The sequence below is a fragment of the Streptomyces sp. NPDC088157 genome (genome assembly GCF_044741545.1).
Lineage (GTDB): Bacteria > Actinomycetota > Actinomycetes > Streptomycetales > Streptomycetaceae > Streptomyces.
Map to the genome: position 1 here is coordinate 1469161 of NZ_JBIUSU010000001.1, position 16417 is coordinate 1485577.

14 protein-coding genes and 5 pseudogenes are annotated in these 16417 nt (G+C 68.7%); 12 read left to right on the forward strand and 7 right to left on the reverse strand.

What is annotated here, in order from left to right:
• Positions 1-223 precede the first annotated feature (223 nt).
• Positions 224-646, reverse strand: a complete 423-nt coding sequence (locus tag ACIPFH_RS06160) for a hypothetical protein (RefSeq protein ID WP_401823551.1) — start codon at positions 644-646, stop codon at positions 224-226.
• 34 nt (positions 647-680) lie between these two features.
• Here ACIPFH_RS06160 and ACIPFH_RS06165 point away from each other — a divergent pair.
• From ACIPFH_RS06165 to ACIPFH_RS06180, 4 genes and pseudogenes are all read left to right on the forward strand, one after another.
• Positions 681-833 (forward strand): annotated as a pseudogene (locus ACIPFH_RS06165) (IS5/IS1182 family transposase); the annotation flags it as partial.
• A 163-nt stretch (positions 834-996) separates the two neighbouring features.
• Positions 997-1521: a hypothetical protein gene (locus tag ACIPFH_RS06170; RefSeq protein WP_401823553.1), complete on the forward strand. Its 525-nt coding sequence runs from the start codon at positions 997-999 to the stop codon at positions 1519-1521.
• A gap of 234 nt (positions 1522-1755) precedes the next feature.
• The gene (locus ACIPFH_RS06175) at positions 1756-2247 is read left to right on the forward strand and encodes a gamma-glutamyl-gamma-aminobutyrate hydrolase family protein (protein WP_401823556.1); all 492 of its coding nucleotides are present in this window, start codon (positions 1756-1758) and stop codon (positions 2245-2247) included.
• A 212-nt stretch (positions 2248-2459) separates the two neighbouring features.
• The gene (locus ACIPFH_RS06180; protein ID WP_401823782.1) at positions 2460-5450 is read left to right on the forward strand and encodes an ATP-binding protein; all 2991 of its coding nucleotides are present in this window, start codon (positions 2460-2462) and stop codon (positions 5448-5450) included.
• Here the strand turns inward: ACIPFH_RS06180 and ACIPFH_RS06185 are convergent.
• A complete protein-coding gene (locus tag ACIPFH_RS06185) occupies positions 5445-5675 on the reverse strand; it encodes a hypothetical protein (protein ID WP_401823559.1) in 231 nt (76 codons plus the stop codon). The two genes, ACIPFH_RS06180 and ACIPFH_RS06185, sit on opposite strands and share 6 nt — an antisense overlap.
• A gap of 374 nt (positions 5676-6049) precedes the next feature.
• Complete coding sequence (locus ACIPFH_RS06190; RefSeq protein WP_401823562.1) at positions 6050-6295, reverse strand: hypothetical protein; 246 nt, start codon at positions 6293-6295, stop codon at positions 6050-6052.
• A 76-nt stretch (positions 6296-6371) separates the two neighbouring features.
• Here ACIPFH_RS06190 and ACIPFH_RS06195 point away from each other — a divergent pair, with 76 nt between their 5' ends.
• The 3 genes and pseudogenes from ACIPFH_RS06195 (at position 6372) to ACIPFH_RS06205 (ending at position 8084) form a co-directional block, all read left to right on the forward strand.
• Positions 6372-6959 carry an STAS domain-containing protein gene (locus tag ACIPFH_RS06195; protein WP_401823565.1) on the forward strand — a complete coding sequence of 196 codons (588 nt, stop codon included), beginning with the start codon at positions 6372-6374 and terminating at the stop codon, positions 6957-6959.
• A 292-nt stretch (positions 6960-7251) separates the two neighbouring features.
• A pseudogene (locus tag ACIPFH_RS06200) lies at positions 7252-7353 on the forward strand (dihydrofolate reductase family protein); the annotation flags it as partial.
• A 311-nt stretch (positions 7354-7664) separates the two neighbouring features.
• Positions 7665-8084 carry a VOC family protein gene (locus ACIPFH_RS06205; RefSeq protein WP_401823568.1) on the forward strand — a complete coding sequence of 140 codons (420 nt, stop codon included), beginning with the start codon at positions 7665-7667 and terminating at the stop codon, positions 8082-8084.
• A gap of 202 nt (positions 8085-8286) precedes the next feature.
• On the opposite strand, the pseudogene ACIPFH_RS06210 reads toward ACIPFH_RS06205, so the two are convergent.
• Positions 8287-8555, reverse strand: a pseudogene (locus ACIPFH_RS06210) (transposase); the annotation flags it as partial.
• Between the two features lie 357 nt (positions 8556-8912).
• Between ACIPFH_RS06210 and ACIPFH_RS06215 the strand changes: the two are divergent.
• From ACIPFH_RS06215 to ACIPFH_RS06225, 3 genes and pseudogenes are all read left to right on the forward strand, one after another.
• A complete protein-coding gene (locus tag ACIPFH_RS06215) occupies positions 8913-9437 on the forward strand; it encodes a hypothetical protein (RefSeq protein WP_401823571.1) in 525 nt (174 codons plus the stop codon).
• 36 nt (positions 9438-9473) lie between these two features.
• Positions 9474-9939 (forward strand): annotated as a pseudogene (locus ACIPFH_RS06220) (transposase family protein); the annotation flags it as partial.
• Positions 9940-10830: 891 nt separating this feature from the next.
• On the forward strand, positions 10831-11661 hold the full coding sequence (locus ACIPFH_RS06225) for an SAM-dependent methyltransferase (RefSeq protein ID WP_401823574.1): 831 nt from the start codon (positions 10831-10833) through the stop codon (positions 11659-11661).
• Between the two features lie 45 nt (positions 11662-11706).
• Here ACIPFH_RS06225 and ACIPFH_RS06230 read toward each other — a convergent pair.
• Positions 11707-11871: pseudogene (locus ACIPFH_RS06230) on the reverse strand (IS630 family transposase); the annotation flags it as partial.
• 60 nt (positions 11872-11931) lie between these two features.
• The gene (locus tag ACIPFH_RS06235) at positions 11932-12324 is read right to left on the reverse strand and encodes a transposase (RefSeq protein WP_401823577.1); all 393 of its coding nucleotides are present in this window, start codon (positions 12322-12324) and stop codon (positions 11932-11934) included.
• 690 nt (positions 12325-13014) lie between these two features.
• Between ACIPFH_RS06235 and ACIPFH_RS06240 the strand changes: the two genes are divergently transcribed.
• Positions 13015-13782: a DUF2637 domain-containing protein gene (locus tag ACIPFH_RS06240; RefSeq protein ID WP_401823580.1), complete on the forward strand. Its 768-nt coding sequence runs from the start codon at positions 13015-13017 to the stop codon at positions 13780-13782.
• On the opposite strand, the gene ACIPFH_RS06245 is transcribed toward ACIPFH_RS06240, so the two are convergent.
• The gene (locus tag ACIPFH_RS06245; RefSeq protein WP_401823582.1) at positions 13733-14203 is read right to left on the reverse strand and encodes a transposase; all 471 of its coding nucleotides are present in this window, start codon (positions 14201-14203) and stop codon (positions 13733-13735) included. The genes ACIPFH_RS06240 and ACIPFH_RS06245 overlap by 50 nt on opposite strands.
• 847 nt (positions 14204-15050) lie before the next feature.
• On the opposite strand from ACIPFH_RS06245, the gene ACIPFH_RS06250 reads away from it, so the two are divergent.
• Positions 15051-16304 carry an Ig-like domain-containing protein gene (locus tag ACIPFH_RS06250; protein ID WP_401823784.1) on the forward strand — a complete coding sequence of 418 codons (1254 nt, stop codon included), beginning with the start codon at positions 15051-15053 and terminating at the stop codon, positions 16302-16304.
• The last annotated feature ends 113 nt before the right edge of the window (positions 16305-16417 follow it).

Here is a 16417-nt window from a genome sequence, read left to right on the forward strand (position 1 = left end):
GGCCATCGGCGCCCTTCGCCTCGCCGGCCACGACGACATCGCCGCCGGCCTGCGCAAAACATGCCCGCGACACCAATCGCCGACTGACCACCCTCGGCATCACGCGGTCAGAACAGGCGTACCGCGAGAACGACCGAGCCCTGGTCTGACCGTAGAAGGCCTTCAGGTCGGTAACTGACCTCAAGGCCTCTGTCTGACATGGCTTGTGAGGATTTCCGCCGGGTCAATCGACGACGAGGCTGCCCTTGTCCTCGACCTGTCGGCGCACGAGGTAGACACCCGGGGCGTGGCCCATGGCCCCGTGTTCGGGATGCAGGACATAGGCGGTGGCGCTCTGGTGGACGGTGAAGCAGCCGACGTCGGCGCTGCCGTCGGGTATCGGTACCCAGGTCACCGGGCCGTCGGCCACGAGCAGGTGGGTGTGGGCGCCGTCGCCGGATGACACCAGAGGTACACCGGCAGTGGGAACCTGGTGGCCGCCCTTCGGCGGTTCGTACCCGATGAGGCCGACCGGGATCAGTCCGACGTCGCCCTGACGCTGCAGACCCGAGGAGACCGGGATGGCGGCCTGCCGGTCGAGGTGTTCCAGGACGTCGATTCCCGCGAGGGCGGTGACGTATCCGAGCGTGAGCTGTTGCTGGTCCATGGGGCTCTCCGATTCAGGTGGCGCGGTCGAGGGTGGCGGATACTCCAAACTCCGCCGACTCCACGCCGACAAGGCCTACGACATCCCTCACCTGCGCAAATAGTTGTGGGGCAAGCACGTCGGCGTCCGCATCGCACGCAAGGGAGTCGAGTCCAGCCAACGATCGGACTGCCGCCGGTGGGTCATCAGATCAGAATGGGTCGCCGCGGGAGGCGGCGGCCTCGGTGCGGCTTTGATGGGCGATCTACGTGGTTCCACTGATGACCGGCGGCCACGGGCGCTGGCAGGCTCATCACGCAGGGGCCACGACAACGGCGGTGGCCTACCTGGGAACCTAGAGGGACGAGGCCATGAACTCACCTGGCACGGTGCAGGTGGAAGTCCGGCACATACTCAGCGACGAACTCTCGGGAGGGGTGGTCCGGCCGAGAACCCGCACGATCACCTGGTCCGCCGGCCAGTTCCGGATAGCGCGCCCGTCAGCGGGCAAGCACACGGTGGACCTCGACTGCCCTCGCTGCTCGGCACCCCTGCTGGCTCAGGTGCACGCCCTCGGGTGGACCCGGCGGGTCCGAGCGGTCTGGGGCGTTCTCGCACTGCTGTGTCTGGTCGTGTTCGCCTGCGCCCTGCCCTACGCGGTTCACGTGGGCGGACAGACCCTGCCCGAGGGGCAGTCGCTTCCCCCTCTCTTCCCGATCAGCATCGCCGCCATTTTCGGGACGTTTGTGGCCGGGCCCACGTTCTTCGCCCTGCGTCGGCGCTGCAACGGCGTCAGCTTGTACTACGCGCCCAAGCCTCGTCGGCAGCACCAGATCCGCGCAGTTCGGGAGCCCAGGCCCCTCCCCTCCGGCTCAGCGGCCGCCCGCCGCCGTTGACTGACCGACGAGGCCGGTTTCCACGAGGTCGCTGAACGCGCGGGTCCATTCGTCGGCAAGGCACAGTTGCAGCCGGATCCTAGAGGCGGTCGTCGGGGCTGATCGAGGGACAGGCCGCGTCCACCTCGCGGCGCATGGCGGCAAGCGCCGCCGGATCCGTCTCGGTGGAAGCGACCGTTGCCCGGGCCTCCGGGGCGGTGCCCGGTCGTGCCGGCGCCCGGTATCAACGCCGTCGTGGTCCGGCAGATGCTGCCCGCCGTCGACGGTCTGCTTCTGACCGGCGCAGTGGACGCGGTCGATCCGCATCCGCGCCGCTACGGTGAGGCGATGCGGCCCGAGACGGTCGTCGACGAGGACCTCGACGCGCTGGAGATCGCCGCGACGAGGTGCGCGACGGCCTCCAGATGTCGGTACTTGGTGTCTGCCGGGGGTGCCAGATCCTCTACGTGGCCGATCCCGCCTCACCGAACCGTCCGGCACCCGGCTGCTGCGGGTGAACAGCCTGTGCCATCAGCCGCCGCCCGCACCGCCCCGACGCTGAGAGTGGTACGCACCGCCGCGGACGGCGTCGTGGAAGCCGTCGAGGCAACCGGTCCCGACCGGTGGATCGTCGGCGTCCAGTACCGCCCGGAGGAGTTGGCGAACCCACCGGCACACCGTGGGCTGTTCGAGGACTTCGTGGCCCACTGCGCCCGGTACGCGGCCGAACGGCAGGAGATCCGGTAAGAGTTCGGAAAGAAGCGGTTTCGTCACGAAGGTGAACCGCTCTGTGTCCGAACGACGGGACGAGGTCAGTGGAGGCACCGCGTTTCCGGCGCTGCGAACCGCGGAGACTGCCCCGCGCGTCCCCGTACTCACCGGTGGTGAACACCGGGTGCGCACCGCTCGGGCGATCGGGTGTCAGTGCCCGAACGTAAGGTGATGACGGTGGGGCTGTGATGGACAACGGGGTGGGCGGGGCATCGGGGGGCGCGGACGTGGAACAACTCGTGGGCAGGTCCGCGGAGCTCGACCGGTTCGACGCCGTCCTCGCGGACCTGGGGCGGGCGGGGGCCGTGTCGGCCGTCGACATCTCCGGGGAACCCGGCATCGGGAAGAGCCGTCTGCTCATCGAAGTGTGCGCCCGGGCGCGGCGGGCCGGATTCACGGTGCTGCGGGGAAGGGCCACGGAGTACGAACAGCACGTGCCGTACCAGGTGTTCACCGACGCCCTCGCCGACGCGGCCTTCGAGACGGCGCGCTCCGTCCCCTTTCCCACCGAGACCGGCGCGGCGCTGTACGGGGTGCAGGGAAGGCATGACGGCGGTGCGGCGACGGCCCTGTTCGGCTTTCACGCCGAGGCCGGCGCCCTGTCGTACGGGCCCGGGGAGGGGAGCGACGGCGGTACGGCGGCCCGGTTCGGTCCGTGGCGCGCGCTCGCGGCGCTCCTCGCCCGGCTGGGCGATCCCGGGGTGGTGCTGGCGCTGGACGACCTGCACTGGGCCGATCCCGCCTCCCGTGAGCTGGTGGACCACCTGGTCCGTCATCCTCCGCGTGGCCGGGTGCTGCTGGTCGTGGCGCGCCGGGCCAGGCAGACGCCGACCTCGCTCAACGCGGCCCTCACGCGCGGCATCGACGCGGGCGCCGTACTCCATTTGCCCCTGGGGCCGCTGCCCGAGCGGGAATCCATCCAGGCGCTGGCCGGCGACCTGCCGCCGGCCCGGGCAGGGCAGTTGTACGCGGCCAGCGAGGGCAACCCCCTCTACCTGCGTTCGCTGCTGGACGCGTACCGCAGCGGGGCCGCACCGGGCGGTGCCGGTGTTCACGCGGACATCACCGACGCGTCCGGAGTCCCCAGCGGTCTGGCCGCGCTGCTGCTCGACGAGCTGACCGGACTGAGCGGGCCGCAGCGCCGCCTCGCCGAAGCGGTGGCCGTGCTCGGCGACCAGGCGACGACCGGCATGCTGGCGTTGGTGACCGACGCCCCGGCACCCGCCCTCGAGGAGCACACGGACACCCTCACGGCACGCGACGTCCTGCGCCCGGGGCCGGGCGATCGCTGGGCCCTGCGCCATCCGCTGGTGCGGGCCCTGGTCTACGAGAACACCTCGCCCGTGCGGCGCGCCGACCTGCACCGCCGCACGGCGCGGGAACTGGGCCGCAGAGGTGCTCCCGCCGCCGATCGCGCCCATCACGTCGAACGCTCGCTCACCGGCTGGGACCCCGAGGCAGCCGCCGTACTGAGCGAGGCGGCTGAGCAGTTCCTGTCCACCGCGCCGGCCACCACCGCCCATCTGCTGGACGTCGTCCTGAGGCACCTGCCCGCGACGCCCGACCACGCCCGGCGGCGCGGCGAACTGACCCTGGCCCGGGCCCGCGCGCTCGGTGTCAGCGGTGCGCTCAGCGAGAGCCGCAACTTGCTCCACCTGCTGATAGAGATGTCGGGCAGGAGCCACCCCGACCTGCGTGCCGAGGCCATCGCGCGGTGTGCCGTGCTGGAACGCCACCTCGGTCACTCACCGGAGGCCACGGCCCTCCTGCGCCGAGAACTGTCCCGGACACCGGGCCCGCCGCCGAGCCAGGACGTCTCCCTCAGGCTCGCCCTGGGCATGTCCGCCCTGCTGACCGCGTCCTACCCCGAGGCGCGCGCGGACGTCGCCCGGGCCGTGACCGTCGCCCGCGCCGACAACAACGCCCAAGGGGAGGCGGCCGCCCTGGCTCTCGCCGCTCTCGGCGAGGCGTACGAGGGGCACACGGCGTCCGCCGCCGGGTTCGCCGACGAGGCCCGCGCGCTCACCGACGCACTGACCGACCCCGACCTCACCGAGCTGTGCGAGTCACTGGTCTGGCTGGCCTGGGCGGAGGCGCTGCTGGAGCGCTATGCCGACGCGGAACGGCACATCACCCGCGGTCTGGACATCGCCCGCCGCAGCGGTCAGCTCCACGTCCTGCCCCACCTGCTGACGAACCGGGCGTTCGTGTGCCTGCACACCTGTCGGCTGCCCGCCGCGCTGAAGGCGGCCGAAGAGGCCGAGGCCATAGCCCGCGCCGCCGGCAGCAGTGATCTGCTCGCGTTCACGCTCGCCATCAAGACACTGGCACTCCTCCTGGGCCGCCCGCTGGGCGACGGCAGCGCGCTGGCCGCCGGCGAGGAAGCCGTCGCCGCGGCGGGCGGCAGCAAGGGCTGGTGGGGCACCCTGGCCTGGTGCATGCTCGGCCACGCGGCCTTCGTCAACGGCGACCCGCACCGCGCCCGGGAGGCCATCGTCACCGCCGGCGGGGGCCCCGAACTGCCGCTGCTGCAGCCCTCGATCCGCCCCGGCCAGTTGGACACGCTGGTGGGCATCGCCCTTGCCTCCGGTGATCCCGACCAGGCCGGGCGGTGGGCCGCGCAGGCGGCTCGCGAGGCGAAACGGCTGGGCCTGGGCGGCCAGCGCGCGGCCGCGCTGCGCGCCGAAGCGACGCTGGCGGAGCACCACGGCGACACCCACAAGGCCGTACGCCTCCTCGACGCTGCCACGCAGGAGTACGCCTCCTGCGGTCTGACCCTGTGGGAGGCGTACTGCCTGCTGCGCGCCGCTCCCCTCGTCAAACGCGCCGGACAGGGGCAGCGGGCCGCCGCGATGTGGCACCGGGCCCATCGCATCGCCGCCGACGGTGGAGCCCGGCTGCTGGTGGACCTGGCCGGGTCGATCCGCCCTCAGGTCGTCCAGGAGACAGCCATGCTGCCGCCGAGGCTGGCCGACCTGACGCCACGTGAACTCGACATCGCCGGGCTCGTGGCGGAGGGCCTCAGCAACCAGAGCATCGCCGCCCGGCTCCACCTCAGCCCGCGTACGGTCGAGACGCACCTGTCGTCCATCTACCGCAAGGCGTCCGTGCCGTCCCGCTCGGCCCTGGCCGTCCTCATGACGCGCAACGGCGTGACGACGGGCGGTACGGCGTCATGAGCCCTCTCCCAGGCGCCCCTGCCGGGTGAGGAAGAAGCCGGTGACCTCGACGGCGTTGAAGGTTCCCAGCGGCACCGCGACCAGGCACCACAGAGGTGAGACCGCGCCGACGGCGCCCACGACCAGGAGCATGGCGCACCCCAGCCCGGAGGTCGCGGCCACGAACAGCTCGACCCATCCTTTGGCGCGCAGGCCGTACAGCAGGCTCGTGGACCTGGACCTCATGCTCGCTCCGTCCGTGCGGTACCGGTGCTCCCCGTCGGACCGCGGCGCGGCGGTCGTCGGGCGGGCGCCCCAGATCGTAGGACGGCCGTCGAAGCCCCGGCATCAGGGGAATCACGTAGTGGAACACTGAGGAAGGACCTCGCCCGACCGGAGTGATGCTCCGTCGCGGAACATCAAGCAGCTCATCGGGCTCCGCGAGGTGCTGGACAGCCCCGCCACGGTGACCGCGCTCCGGCAGGGCCCCGACGCCTAGCCGGGGGAGTCGCCGCACTGGCTCGCGCTCCTGTGCGCCACCCACTCCGGGCCCGGCCGGGGTGGCCGGGCACCGCCGCCGACAGCGACGGGTTGCGCCTGTCCTGCGGATCCGTTCTGGACTACCGGTCGGCCGAGCAGCTGCTCCAGTCGCACGCCGACCTGTGGCTGGCGCCCCTGACCGGGGCACCCGAAGGCACACGCCGGGGTGGCCCGCTTTGGACCGGCCAGTGCAGCTCGTGGGTACGCGGGGTCAGCCGGTAGCCGCCGGGCAGGCCGGCGCGCAGGCGCTCGCCGCCGCGCAGCCGGTGTGCGACAACGGCTTCGGAGATGCCGTAGGTCGGAGGGACGGGCTCGAACTCGTACATGGCGCAGGCCTCCAGGGGCGGCGGTCAGTGGTGCAGGTCAGCGGGGGATGCGGGCCCGGTCCTTCTCGGCCGGGACGTGGACGGCGTCGGCGTGCGCGGCGGCGCGGACCTTGTCGGCCCAGTCGGCGGCGCGCTTCGCAGGCCGGCGAGGACCTCAAAGCGCGGGCGGCGCAGCGTGATCGACCAGGCCATCGGCGGCATGATGGTGAGCAACCCGGGTGCGTCTGTGTACTGGTCGGACAGTGGGGAAAACGTAGGTCAACTTCGACATATGGAGACGAGCGTGGTGACGGTTCGGTTGCGCGATGACGGTGTGACCGTGGCACGGCTGCCTGACGTCGTGGACTTCGACACGGTCACCGCACTGCGCGCCGGCATTCTGGCGCTGCTGGACGAGAGCGACTGCCGCCATCTCGTGCTGGACCTCTCCCGCGTCGACTCATTCGATTCCTCCGGGCTGTCCATGCTGCTGAAAGTGTGGCATCGGGGCCAGGCCACGGGCACCGCGCTCACCCTGGCCGCACCACCCCCGTTCATCAGCGGCATGCTGCACCTCACCCAGGCCAGCACAGTCCTTGCCGTGTCCCCTTCCGTGGAGCAGGCACTGAGCACACACCACCGCACTCCAGGAGACGATGATCAAAATCTGGCGAATCAGGTCTGACCCTCAGCCGCCCGACGAACACCACCAGGGTCGTCATCCTTCCCGCCCATCGGCGAGGGCCCGCTGGATTTCCTGCCGTACGCGGCCTCGGGCAAGCCTCACCCGGGGTGCTTCCGCCTCGGGCCCACTCCGGGCCTGGCGAACAGCGAGGAGGCAGTCAGGGCGCCGCTCACGCACCGTCCACGGCCCACCCTGGTCAAGGAGGACGGCACCACCTTCACCTTTCGTCACCGACGGCATCCACAGCGCCCTCGCCCGGGCGAAGGCCGCCGCGGGGGAGCGGAACGTCGACATCGCGGGCGGGGCGAGCACCGTACGGCACTACCTGGGGGAGGGCCTCATCGACGAGCTCCAGCTGCACGTGGTGCCCGCGCACCTCGGAGCGGGACTGCCCCTCTTCGGGGACCGGGGCCCCACGCGGAGGGACCTCGAGCCGGTCAAGGTGGTCACCACGCCCCTCGCCACCCACCTCGTACCGCTTCGCCTCCCGCGGCGACGGTCGCACCGGGAGGGCCGCGGCTCTATGACCTGGTTGCGCACCCGCAGCCACGCCCTTGGGGTCGAGGCCGTTGACCGGTTCGTCGAGCATCACGAACCAGGCCGCGGTTGGCGGGCGGTCAACACGCCCCACCTCGTCGCCGTCGTCCGCGCCGGAGCCCGTTTCGAACGCGGACACCTCGTCGAGCGTGCCGAGGCGGTGGCTGCATGAGCCGACCGACGCACGGCACGCTGCATCACGTCGAGCTGTGGGTACCGGACCTCCACCGCGCGATCGCCTCGCTCGGCTGGCTGCTGGAGAAGCTGGGTTACTCCCTCTTCCAGAGCTGGGAGGGCGGCCGCAGCTGGCGGCTCGGGCCGACCTACCTGGTCATCGAGCAGTCCCCGGCCCTCACCGCCGAACAGCACGACCGCTGCCGCCCAGGACTGAACCACCTGGCGTTCCACGTCGAAGATGCCGCCACCGTCGAAGAGTTGACTGCCAACGCCGCTCATCACGGCTGGCACCTGATGTTCCCCGAGCGGCATCCATACGCCGGCGGCGGACAGCACTACGCCGCCTACCTGGAGAACGACGACGGCTTCGAAGTCGAACTCGTCGCGATCACATCACCCGAACGAGACTGAGATCGACCGATCCACAGGGCTTGCTGAATACTCACAGTTCGGCTGCCTTCTCCTGAAGGTGCCAGCGCAGCGAGAGCTTGACTCGGATGTCGGCGGCGACCGCCGCAATACTGCGCGCACCGCGCCAATTGACGTAGTCCCGTCCCAATCGTGGAAGGGGACTACGAGGTTGAGTACATCAACACTGCCAGCGTTCGCCTGGTCAGCCGGGGTTCGGATGAGCCTGCAGTCGCTCGATCGCGTCGGTGATCACGTCGGTCCAAGGCCAGTGCGTCGCGAACGTCAGGTGCCGACGGCGGCTGTGGTGACGAGCTGGGCGGCGGTGAAGAACAGGCGGATCCGCAGGCGGCGGGGTTCCCAGAGCCGGGCCCGGCCGGTCAGGGCGAGCATCGGCATCCAGGCGAGCAGAGCCAGGGCAAGCTGGACGATCTCCGGCCAGATCTGGTTCTGCGCGGTGCCGCGGAGGGGCCGCACACCATCCTGTGCGAGCTTTGTGATCACGTCTTGGACTGCGTGGGGCCTTCGTACAGGACGAGCCGCTCCCGGCGGAAGACCGCGGCATGGCCTGGACGCGTCGAGTGGAGCGCGTGTACGGGGAGGTTATGGAAGGCGAGGCATGTACCACGAGTAACGGTAAGACCGATCTTGAAAACCGTGGTGCGCGAACCACCGTGGGGTCAAATCCCGCCACCCCACACGTGAACGGCCCCTGACCTGGGTAGCTGGCCGGGAGCAATTCGCATGGATGGACGCCGTGACGCGGCCCGGCGGGCCGCGTATCTGCCGATCTAGCGGGCACAGGAGGGCCACCATGCAGGAAGGGGAAGCATGGCAGGCGAGACGGCAGTTGCGCTGATCGCCGCCGGTTCCGCGCTGGCGGGAAGCATGCTCACTGCGAGCATGACGTGGCTAGCGATGAGGGCACAGCAGGCGCACCAAGGACGTGAGCAGCGGTCTACTCGACGTGAACAACTGCTGCGCGAAGTCTGTGCCCAATGCCTTGAGGCGATCAGCAGGGCGCGGCTGGAGCTTGATGCAGTTGGGAAGGCAGCCGTGGCCCAGTCGGATGAGTTGAAGGTTGCGGCCGAACACGAATTGAAGGTCGCAGTAAGAGCGCTCTTTACGTGCAGGACGCATCTTGCGCTCATCGCAGACACGAAGTTGCAGAGGCTCGCCGCCAGTATGTCCGATACGTTCGAAGCGCTCTGGTACAAGCAGGAGGAAACCCTCAGCGGGAACAGGCCGTCATCAAGTGACGACCTCTGGTCGGCACAATCGCAGGAAGCGGAGAGGCTTGAGGAGGCCATGGCCGCGTTTGTTGCTGAGGCAAGCGCCGTGTTGGCCTCCCTGTAGCAGGGATGCACAGAGGTCGGCGGAGTCTCAACGACCGAGTCAGACCACGTCCTGCTGGACGGCACGCTCGCGGAGTGCGACAGTCGGGCCGACTACTCCCACAAGCACCGCCGGCACGGAGTGAACGTGCAGGTGGTGACCGATCCGCCGGGGCGGCCGCTGTGGATCTCAGCCGCGCTGCCCGGCCGCGCCCAGGACCTGACGGGGCCCGCGCCCACCGGATCATCCGTATCTGTGAGCGCCAGGGCGTCCCGATCCTCGCGGACCGCGCCTACAGGGGAGCCGGCTCGTGGGTGATGACACCCCTCAGACGCCCGCCGGGCCGCGAGCTCACACCGACGCAACAAACCGTCAACCGTGCGTTGTCCGCGGCACGGGCAGCAGTCGAACGCGGCGTGGCACGACTGAAGTCCTGGCGCATCTTCCGCAGATCGCGGTGCAGCCCGAATCGAATGACGCCAATCGCCGCGCGGCCGTCCTCACCCTGGGGTGCCAACGCTGAAACAGCTCATTGATCGAGCTATTCAACAGCCTCTTTCGGTCAGCCGTACAGTGCTACGGACACGGAGGGGGACAGGTGTGCGCCCTGAGGGCAGTAGACGACGAGGCCGCCGGGGTTCTGACATACCTCGCGCAGGGACACGGGCGCGAACAAAGCCACGGCGGCTCCGCCGGAAGCAGCGCCGTTCCATGGAGAACACCTGGGCGGTCGCAGGCGAGGTCGGTCGGAAGCGGATTCTCGACAGTCTGGTCCGCTGGCGCCCAGCACCTCGAACGAGACCTCGACACCGTCATCGCTGGGCTCTCGCAGCCCTGGAACTCCGGCGTCGTCGAAGGTCACGTCAACCGGACCAAGATGCTCAAGCGTCAGATGTTCGGTCGCGCAGGATCCCAACTCCTCCGCAAGCGCCTCCTGCTCTATGCATAGATCCCAGGTCAGGAGTCGTCCACAACGAGTCCAAAGCCGTTCGGGAAGCCCTCCAAGAACTCGCGGCGCGAAGGGTCGGCCTCGTCTGCAGCCATCGAACCGAGTATGTCGACGAACTCGCTTCGCTGATCACCCGACAGCTGAGTCACCAGATGGGCGGCATCCTCCAGACCTTGACCGCGTCATCGGGATTTCTGCTCGTCCTCGCACCCTCAACGAACCAGAGGACATCGACCAGAGCCGCCGCCAGACCACGGGTCAGGGACGGGTAGACAGGCTTCGGAACGATCTCCCACCAGGTGGCTGATGGAGCGCAGCCATCTCACCACGGGCCACTGAGATCACTGTCTGTGAGCCCTCCACGGCAAGTGGCCCAGAGCCCGTTGAGAGCTACGCAGCCATCGCGCCGCCCCGACCGGCTGGAGGATCCCAAAACGAGGGTGCGCAGGCGACGTTGCGGGGAGAATGGCCGCCATGACGTACGAAGGCTCCTCCATCGACCCGGCCAAGCCCAGCATCGCCCGCGTCTACGACTACCTGCTCGGCGGCAAGGACAACTACGCCGTGGATCGTAAGATCGGCGACGTGTTCAAGCGCGACCTGCCCGGTTCGGTGGCCATTGCCTTCGCCAACCGCGCGGCCCTGACACGGGCGGTCAGGGAGATCGCGAAGACCACCGGCATTCGGCAGTTCATCGACCTGGGCAGTGGCCTGCCGACTGCGGACAACGTCCACCAGGTCGCCCAACGGCACGCTCCCGAGTCCCGGGTCGTTTACGTCGACATCGACCTCCAAGTGTTGGTCCATGGCCGCGCACTGCTGGAGAACAACGACCGGACCCGCGTAGTCGCGGTCGATGTGCGCAACCCCGAAGGCATCCGCACTCACCCCGACACCGTCGAACTGATCGACTTCGCTCGTCCTGTCGCCGTGATCCTCAGCGCTATCCTCCACCACGTCAACGATGACGAGGACCCGGCCGGCATCGTCCGCTACTGGCGCGACCACGTTCCCGCCGGAAGCTACTTCTTCATCAGCCACTTCCGCTCTGGCAACAACCCGGAGACCGCGGAGGCCGAGAAGGTCCTCCAGCAGACGTTCGGCCGCGGCCGGTGGCGCACGGACGCGGAAATCGCCTCCCTGCTGGACGGCCTGGAGATCCTCGACCCCGGTATCGTCCCTGCGTCCCTGTGGCGTCCCGACGAGACCGACAACCCCTGGAACAGCGGCAAGAGGCGAGAGCTCACGGTCTGGGAACACCTCATCGCCGCCGGACTGGCCCGGAAAGCCCAGTGACCTGAGTCGGAGATTCGTCGGCAGTAGGCGGCGACTTTGTCGAGGATCTCGTCGGCGGGCGAGCCAGCTGCGGACGTCGCGTTCGAGGGCCTGGACGGAGCGGTGGACACCTCGCTTGAGCTCCTTCTGTGTCAGCTCGGCGAACCATCGCTCCACCAGGTTCAGCCAGGATGAACTGGTCGGCGTGAAGTGCAGGTGGAAGCGCGGGTGGGGGTGAGAAGGAACGCGAGTGGCCGACACCGGACGTCGGCCGCGAGTGGATCTTCGTAATCAGTCCGCCGCGTGAGCGGCCGATGGCGTGGTCGTCCGGTTCGGCCGGGGCCCCCTTTTTTGCGGGCTTCGGCCGCGGTGCTGGTGAGCGCGCACGATCGTGGAATCCACCGACACCCCCCAGTCCAGGTCCTCGTCGGCGTCGGCCTGGGCCACCAGGGTGGTGAACACCCGCTCCCAGACTCCGTCGACCGCCCACATCCGAAGCCGGTTGTAGACGCGCTGCCGGTTGCCGTACTTCTGCGGCAGGTGCACCCACTGGGTCCTGGTCTGGAACTTGAAGGCGATCTCGTCGATCACCTCACGGTGGTCCCGCCAGCGGCCACCCCGCTTCGGCGTGCGGTCCGGGAGCGACGGCTCGATCCGCGCCCACTGCGCATCAGCCCACGGCACACCCTGGCCACGACCGGCTGATCCAAACGAAATGGCCCAGCGCAGGGATCACCATGACAAAACCTGTGGTCACACCCCGGATGCCTGTGGGCTCGTTCTCTCTCATACGAGGGGTTGGGGTCCCTTCGACGGGTCAGGGTCACAGGGCGGCTGTGTCGGGGCTTCGTTTCCGCACAGCGCTGGCCACAGACGCATCGGGCCGGGTCGGTGGGCGCTTGTCGCGTCCGGTCTGACTTCCGGGATTGATACCGACGGTGAATCCTATTTACCATTCCGGCGAGTCCGAGGAAAACCCGCTCGGCTCATAAAGTGACTTGCTCAAGGAAAACTCACCCATACCGGTGGCACGGTCACTCGCTTTGCCGCGCTTCTGGAGGAGGAGGAGCGGCGTTAGCGGGATATGACGAAAGCGACGTCCCAGGGCCTCCCGCAACGCAACGCGAGGCGCAACGCGAGGACAGAAAATCTACCTGCGAGCCCTGCCTGGCCGTCTGGTGCGAGATACTTGGTGCTTGCGGCACAGGGCACCGCTATCGGAGACGGTACGTGGGCCGAACATCGGATTACCGAGCCACTGCTACGCGATTTCCTCGGGCTATTGGAGGCAATCCAGGAGGAACTCAATTCTCGGTGGGACGGCCAGGATCACTTTGGCCGTCACGAGAACAGTGCGTGACGGCAACTAATTACATGAACCATGACTATGTGAATCCTTCGTTTGCGCAGCGTGAGTATCGGGAGTATTACTCTGACGCGCACTCCTACGGGACTGGAACCGACTGGAACGGGGGGCCTGACGACGGCGTCCACACAGGGGTTCCTCTGGCTGCACCCGACACCGGCTGGGACCCGGTCGAGGAACTTGCCTACCTCCTGCAGGAAGCTGTTCCGGCGGAGCAGCCGGCCAGGGTGCCGCCACTTCGCAGCGAGCCCCCACCCGGCGTCGGCTTCACCGGCCCGCTGGAGGGCCTGGCTCAGCCACCGCCCACCCGACGCCCCCCTGCTGGGCATCGCAAGTCGCAAGTCCGAGAAGCCCGGCTCAAGTGGTTGCAGGCCGGCAGCTTCGCCCTCGTCGCCCTCGTCACCGTCGTCGTGGCGATGGTCAGCGTCTTCGGAGGCATGGTGACCTACAGGCCGCTGCAGAGCATCACCTCCGGAACGGGCGCCGGCATCGCCCCGTCGTGGCCCCTTCTCGTGTACGGCCCCTGGGTGGCGGCCTCGCTCTCCATCCTGCGCGCTGCCCTGCATCGACGCCGAGCCGTGCACTCATGGTTCATCGTTCTGCTCTTCTCCTCCGTCGCGGTAATGCTGTGCGTGGCACAGGCAGACAAGACCATCACCGGAATCGCTGGAGCTGCCCTGCCCGCCGTGGCGTCCCTCGCATGCTTCCAGCAACTCGTCCGGCAAATCACACTGACCCTGCCACCACAACAGGCCACGCGCCGCCACCGGCTGTAGCCGCGGCGACCGAGGTGGGACGGCGGTCGGTGAGACGGGTGATCAGGCGTCTCGGCGAGGCTGAGGTTGGCGCAATCTTGTGCGCGTGGTCGCGCCGCTGGCGGCGCACCTTGCCGTGGAGCTGGGCGACCTTCTCCACGGCGTGCCGGTGGTTGGCGGTGCGGTCGGTGGCCTTGCGGCGCGGGAACCGGGACAGGGCCTGCTGCGCTGCTTCGAGCTTGGCGGCCGCACGGCGGCCGTGGTGCGGGTTGAGCACGAAAGCGCCGTCCGAGTCGGCGAGGAAGCTCGCGATGCCCAGATCGACCCCGACCATGCTGCCGGTAGCGGGCAGCGGTTCGGGCCGACCCTGCTCGGCAGTGACCACGACGAACCACTTACGGCCCTCACGCTTGACCGAGACGGTCTTGACCTTGCCGGCCACGGCGCGATGCTGGGTTGCCTGGACGCGGGACGACGGACGTAGCAACGCGCTTCGACAAGAGGGCTTTCGTCTTCGACGTCACAGTCACGGTCGCCGCGATCAGGCTTTGGCGCCGCGAGTAAAGGGCAGCCCGCATCTACTCCTCCATGCGTTCCGCGTCGTCGGGAACCCATGGGAAAGGGACCTCGGGCCAGCGGGCCGCGGCCCACGCGTCAAGGTCCACGGCGAGAACGGCGTCGATGAAGACCTGCGGCGGTCGATAGCCATGTGCGGTGATGCAGTGGGTGACCAGGAACGGAGCCGCGGACGCAATCCTGGGGGGACCTGGAACCCGGATCTCGCCGTTCCCCGCTCAGCGGCACGTGACCCGTGGTCCCCGCGCTTCCATATCCGCAGGTCACCACGACTTTGCAGCGTGGTCGGCACCCCGACATCCCCCTCAGCACACCAACCGCCGCGCGTTCCCCGAACCCGAAGTCGTCCCGGACGATGCACCGGCCCCCATCGAGGTGGCCCGCCTCCAGCGCCGTCGCGAAGCCGACGCCACCCGCGCGGTCGTCCTTCCCCGGGCCCGAGGAACGACGGGACGGCCGCGGCGCCGAGGTCGGCGACGCTTCGGCCCACAGCGAGAAAGCGGTCACGAGCAACGGAGAGCGGAACTGCACCAAGATCTGCGTGCGGACCGTCATCGGCTCCCAGGTCCAGGTCTGCAACCTCGGCGACGCGCTCGGCAATGCGTGGCCTTCGCCACAATTTACCCATTTCTGGACATAGTCATGCCTATAAGTGGTTTCAAGGCTGGTTGCACCCCTTCGGCGATCAGCGCATGGATGCAAAGACCAGCGGCATGGAGAAGCGTTTGATCACGCTCTATAAAAGACGCACCGGGCTTGTGGCTACGGCCGGCGTACTCGGGGGCGTACTCGCAGTCACGGCCCTCGGCGGTACAAGCAACGCTGCCACCGGCGGCGACAGCGCCGGGAGCCACCCGAAATCGCAGGCGCGGGTAAATCAGGCGGCCGCCCAGGAAGCCTCCGACGCCCGAATAGAGATCACGCCCGGGCAAGGTGCACACGATGTCGGGATCAACGGTCCGGTCGGTGTCACCGTCAGTAATGGCAAGCTCACCAAGGTGACCATGACCGACGTCGCGACCGGTGCCGAGATCCCGGGCACTCTGTCCGCGGACGGCACCTCCTGGAAGCCAAACGGACGACTGGAGCGTGCCACCAAGTATCAGATCGCCGCAGAGGCCGAGGACGCCAAGGGCCGCTCCGCCACCGGTAACGCCACAATCACCACGGTCTCCCCGGCCAACGACTTCATCGGGCACGTCTCCCCCGAGGACGGCTCGACCGTCGGCGTGGGCATGCCGGTGACGGTCAACTTCGACATGGCGATCAGCGACAAGGCCGCTGTGGAGTCGGAGATCCAGGTCAGCTCCAGCAGCGGCCAGCGCGTCGTCGGTCACTGGTTCAACGACCACCGCCTGGACTTCCGCCCTGAAAATTACTGGAAGCCCGGCTCCACCGCCACCGTCACGCTCAACCGCCACGGCATCCAGAAGACGGTCACGTTCAAGATCGGCCGGAGCCAGATCAGCACCGTGGACGCAAAGACGAAGCAGATGACCGTCGTCCGGGACGGCAAGACGATCAAGACCATCCCGATCTCGTCGGGCAGCCCCGAGCACCCGACGTACAACGGCCAGATGGTGATCTCCGAGAAGTTCGGGCAGATCCATATGAACGGTGCGAGCGTCGGCCTCACGGAGAAGTCCGGCAAGCCCTCGTACGACATCAAGGCCGTACCGCACGCCATGCGCCTGACCGACTCGGGCACGTTCATCCACGGCAACTACTGGGGTGCCGACTCGGTCTTCGGCAGGGTCAACACGAGCCATGGCTGCGTAGGCCTGAAGGATGTCAGGGGCGGCAGCGACGGCAGTCGGCCCGCCGCGTGGTTCTTCGACCACTCGATGATCGGTGATGTCGTGGTCGTCAAGAACTCGGAGGACGAGACCATGTTGGCCTCGGACAACGGCCTCAGCGATTGGAACATGGCGTGGAGCGTGTGGACCGCAGGCAGCCCAACCACCTGACGCCACGCCACTGTCCACGCAGCCGAACCGGGCATCCCTTCCGCCAGGCGGTGGCCGACATGATGTCGGCCACCGCCTGGCGGCGTCAGGACGCTCGGACAGCCCTCGGTCTG

What these genes read in the sequence shown, in the direction of transcription:
- ACIPFH_RS06160 (WP_401823551.1), bottom strand. Translation starts at nt 646, where the DNA reads ATGGACCAGCAACAGCTCACGCTCGGATACGTCACCGCCCTCGCGGGA.
- ACIPFH_RS06170 (WP_401823553.1), top strand. Translation starts at nt 997, where the DNA reads ATGAACTCACCTGGCACGGTGCAGGTGGAAGTCCGGCACATACTCAGC.
- ACIPFH_RS06180 (WP_401823782.1), top strand. Translation starts at nt 2,460, where the DNA reads ATGGACAACGGGGTGGGCGGGGCATCGGGGGGCGCGGACGTGGAACAA.
- ACIPFH_RS06185 (WP_401823559.1), bottom strand. Translation starts at nt 5,675, where the DNA reads ATGAGGTCCAGGTCCACGAGCCTGCTGTACGGCCTGCGCGCCAAAGGA.
- ACIPFH_RS06190 (WP_401823562.1), bottom strand. Translation starts at nt 6,295, where the DNA reads ATGTACGAGTTCGAGCCCGTCCCTCCGACCTACGGCATCTCCGAAGCC.
- ACIPFH_RS06205 (WP_401823568.1), top strand. Translation starts at nt 7,665, where the DNA reads ATGAGCCGACCGACGCACGGCACGCTGCATCACGTCGAGCTGTGGGTA.
- ACIPFH_RS06215 (WP_401823571.1), top strand. Translation starts at nt 8,913, where the DNA reads ATGGCAGGCGAGACGGCAGTTGCGCTGATCGCCGCCGGTTCCGCGCTG.
- ACIPFH_RS06225 (WP_401823574.1), top strand. Translation starts at nt 10,831, where the DNA reads ATGGCCGCCATGACGTACGAAGGCTCCTCCATCGACCCGGCCAAGCCC.
- ACIPFH_RS06240 (WP_401823580.1), top strand. Translation starts at nt 13,015, where the DNA reads ATGAACCATGACTATGTGAATCCTTCGTTTGCGCAGCGTGAGTATCGG.
- ACIPFH_RS06250 (WP_401823784.1), top strand. Translation starts at nt 15,051, where the DNA reads ATGGAGAAGCGTTTGATCACGCTCTATAAAAGACGCACCGGGCTTGTG.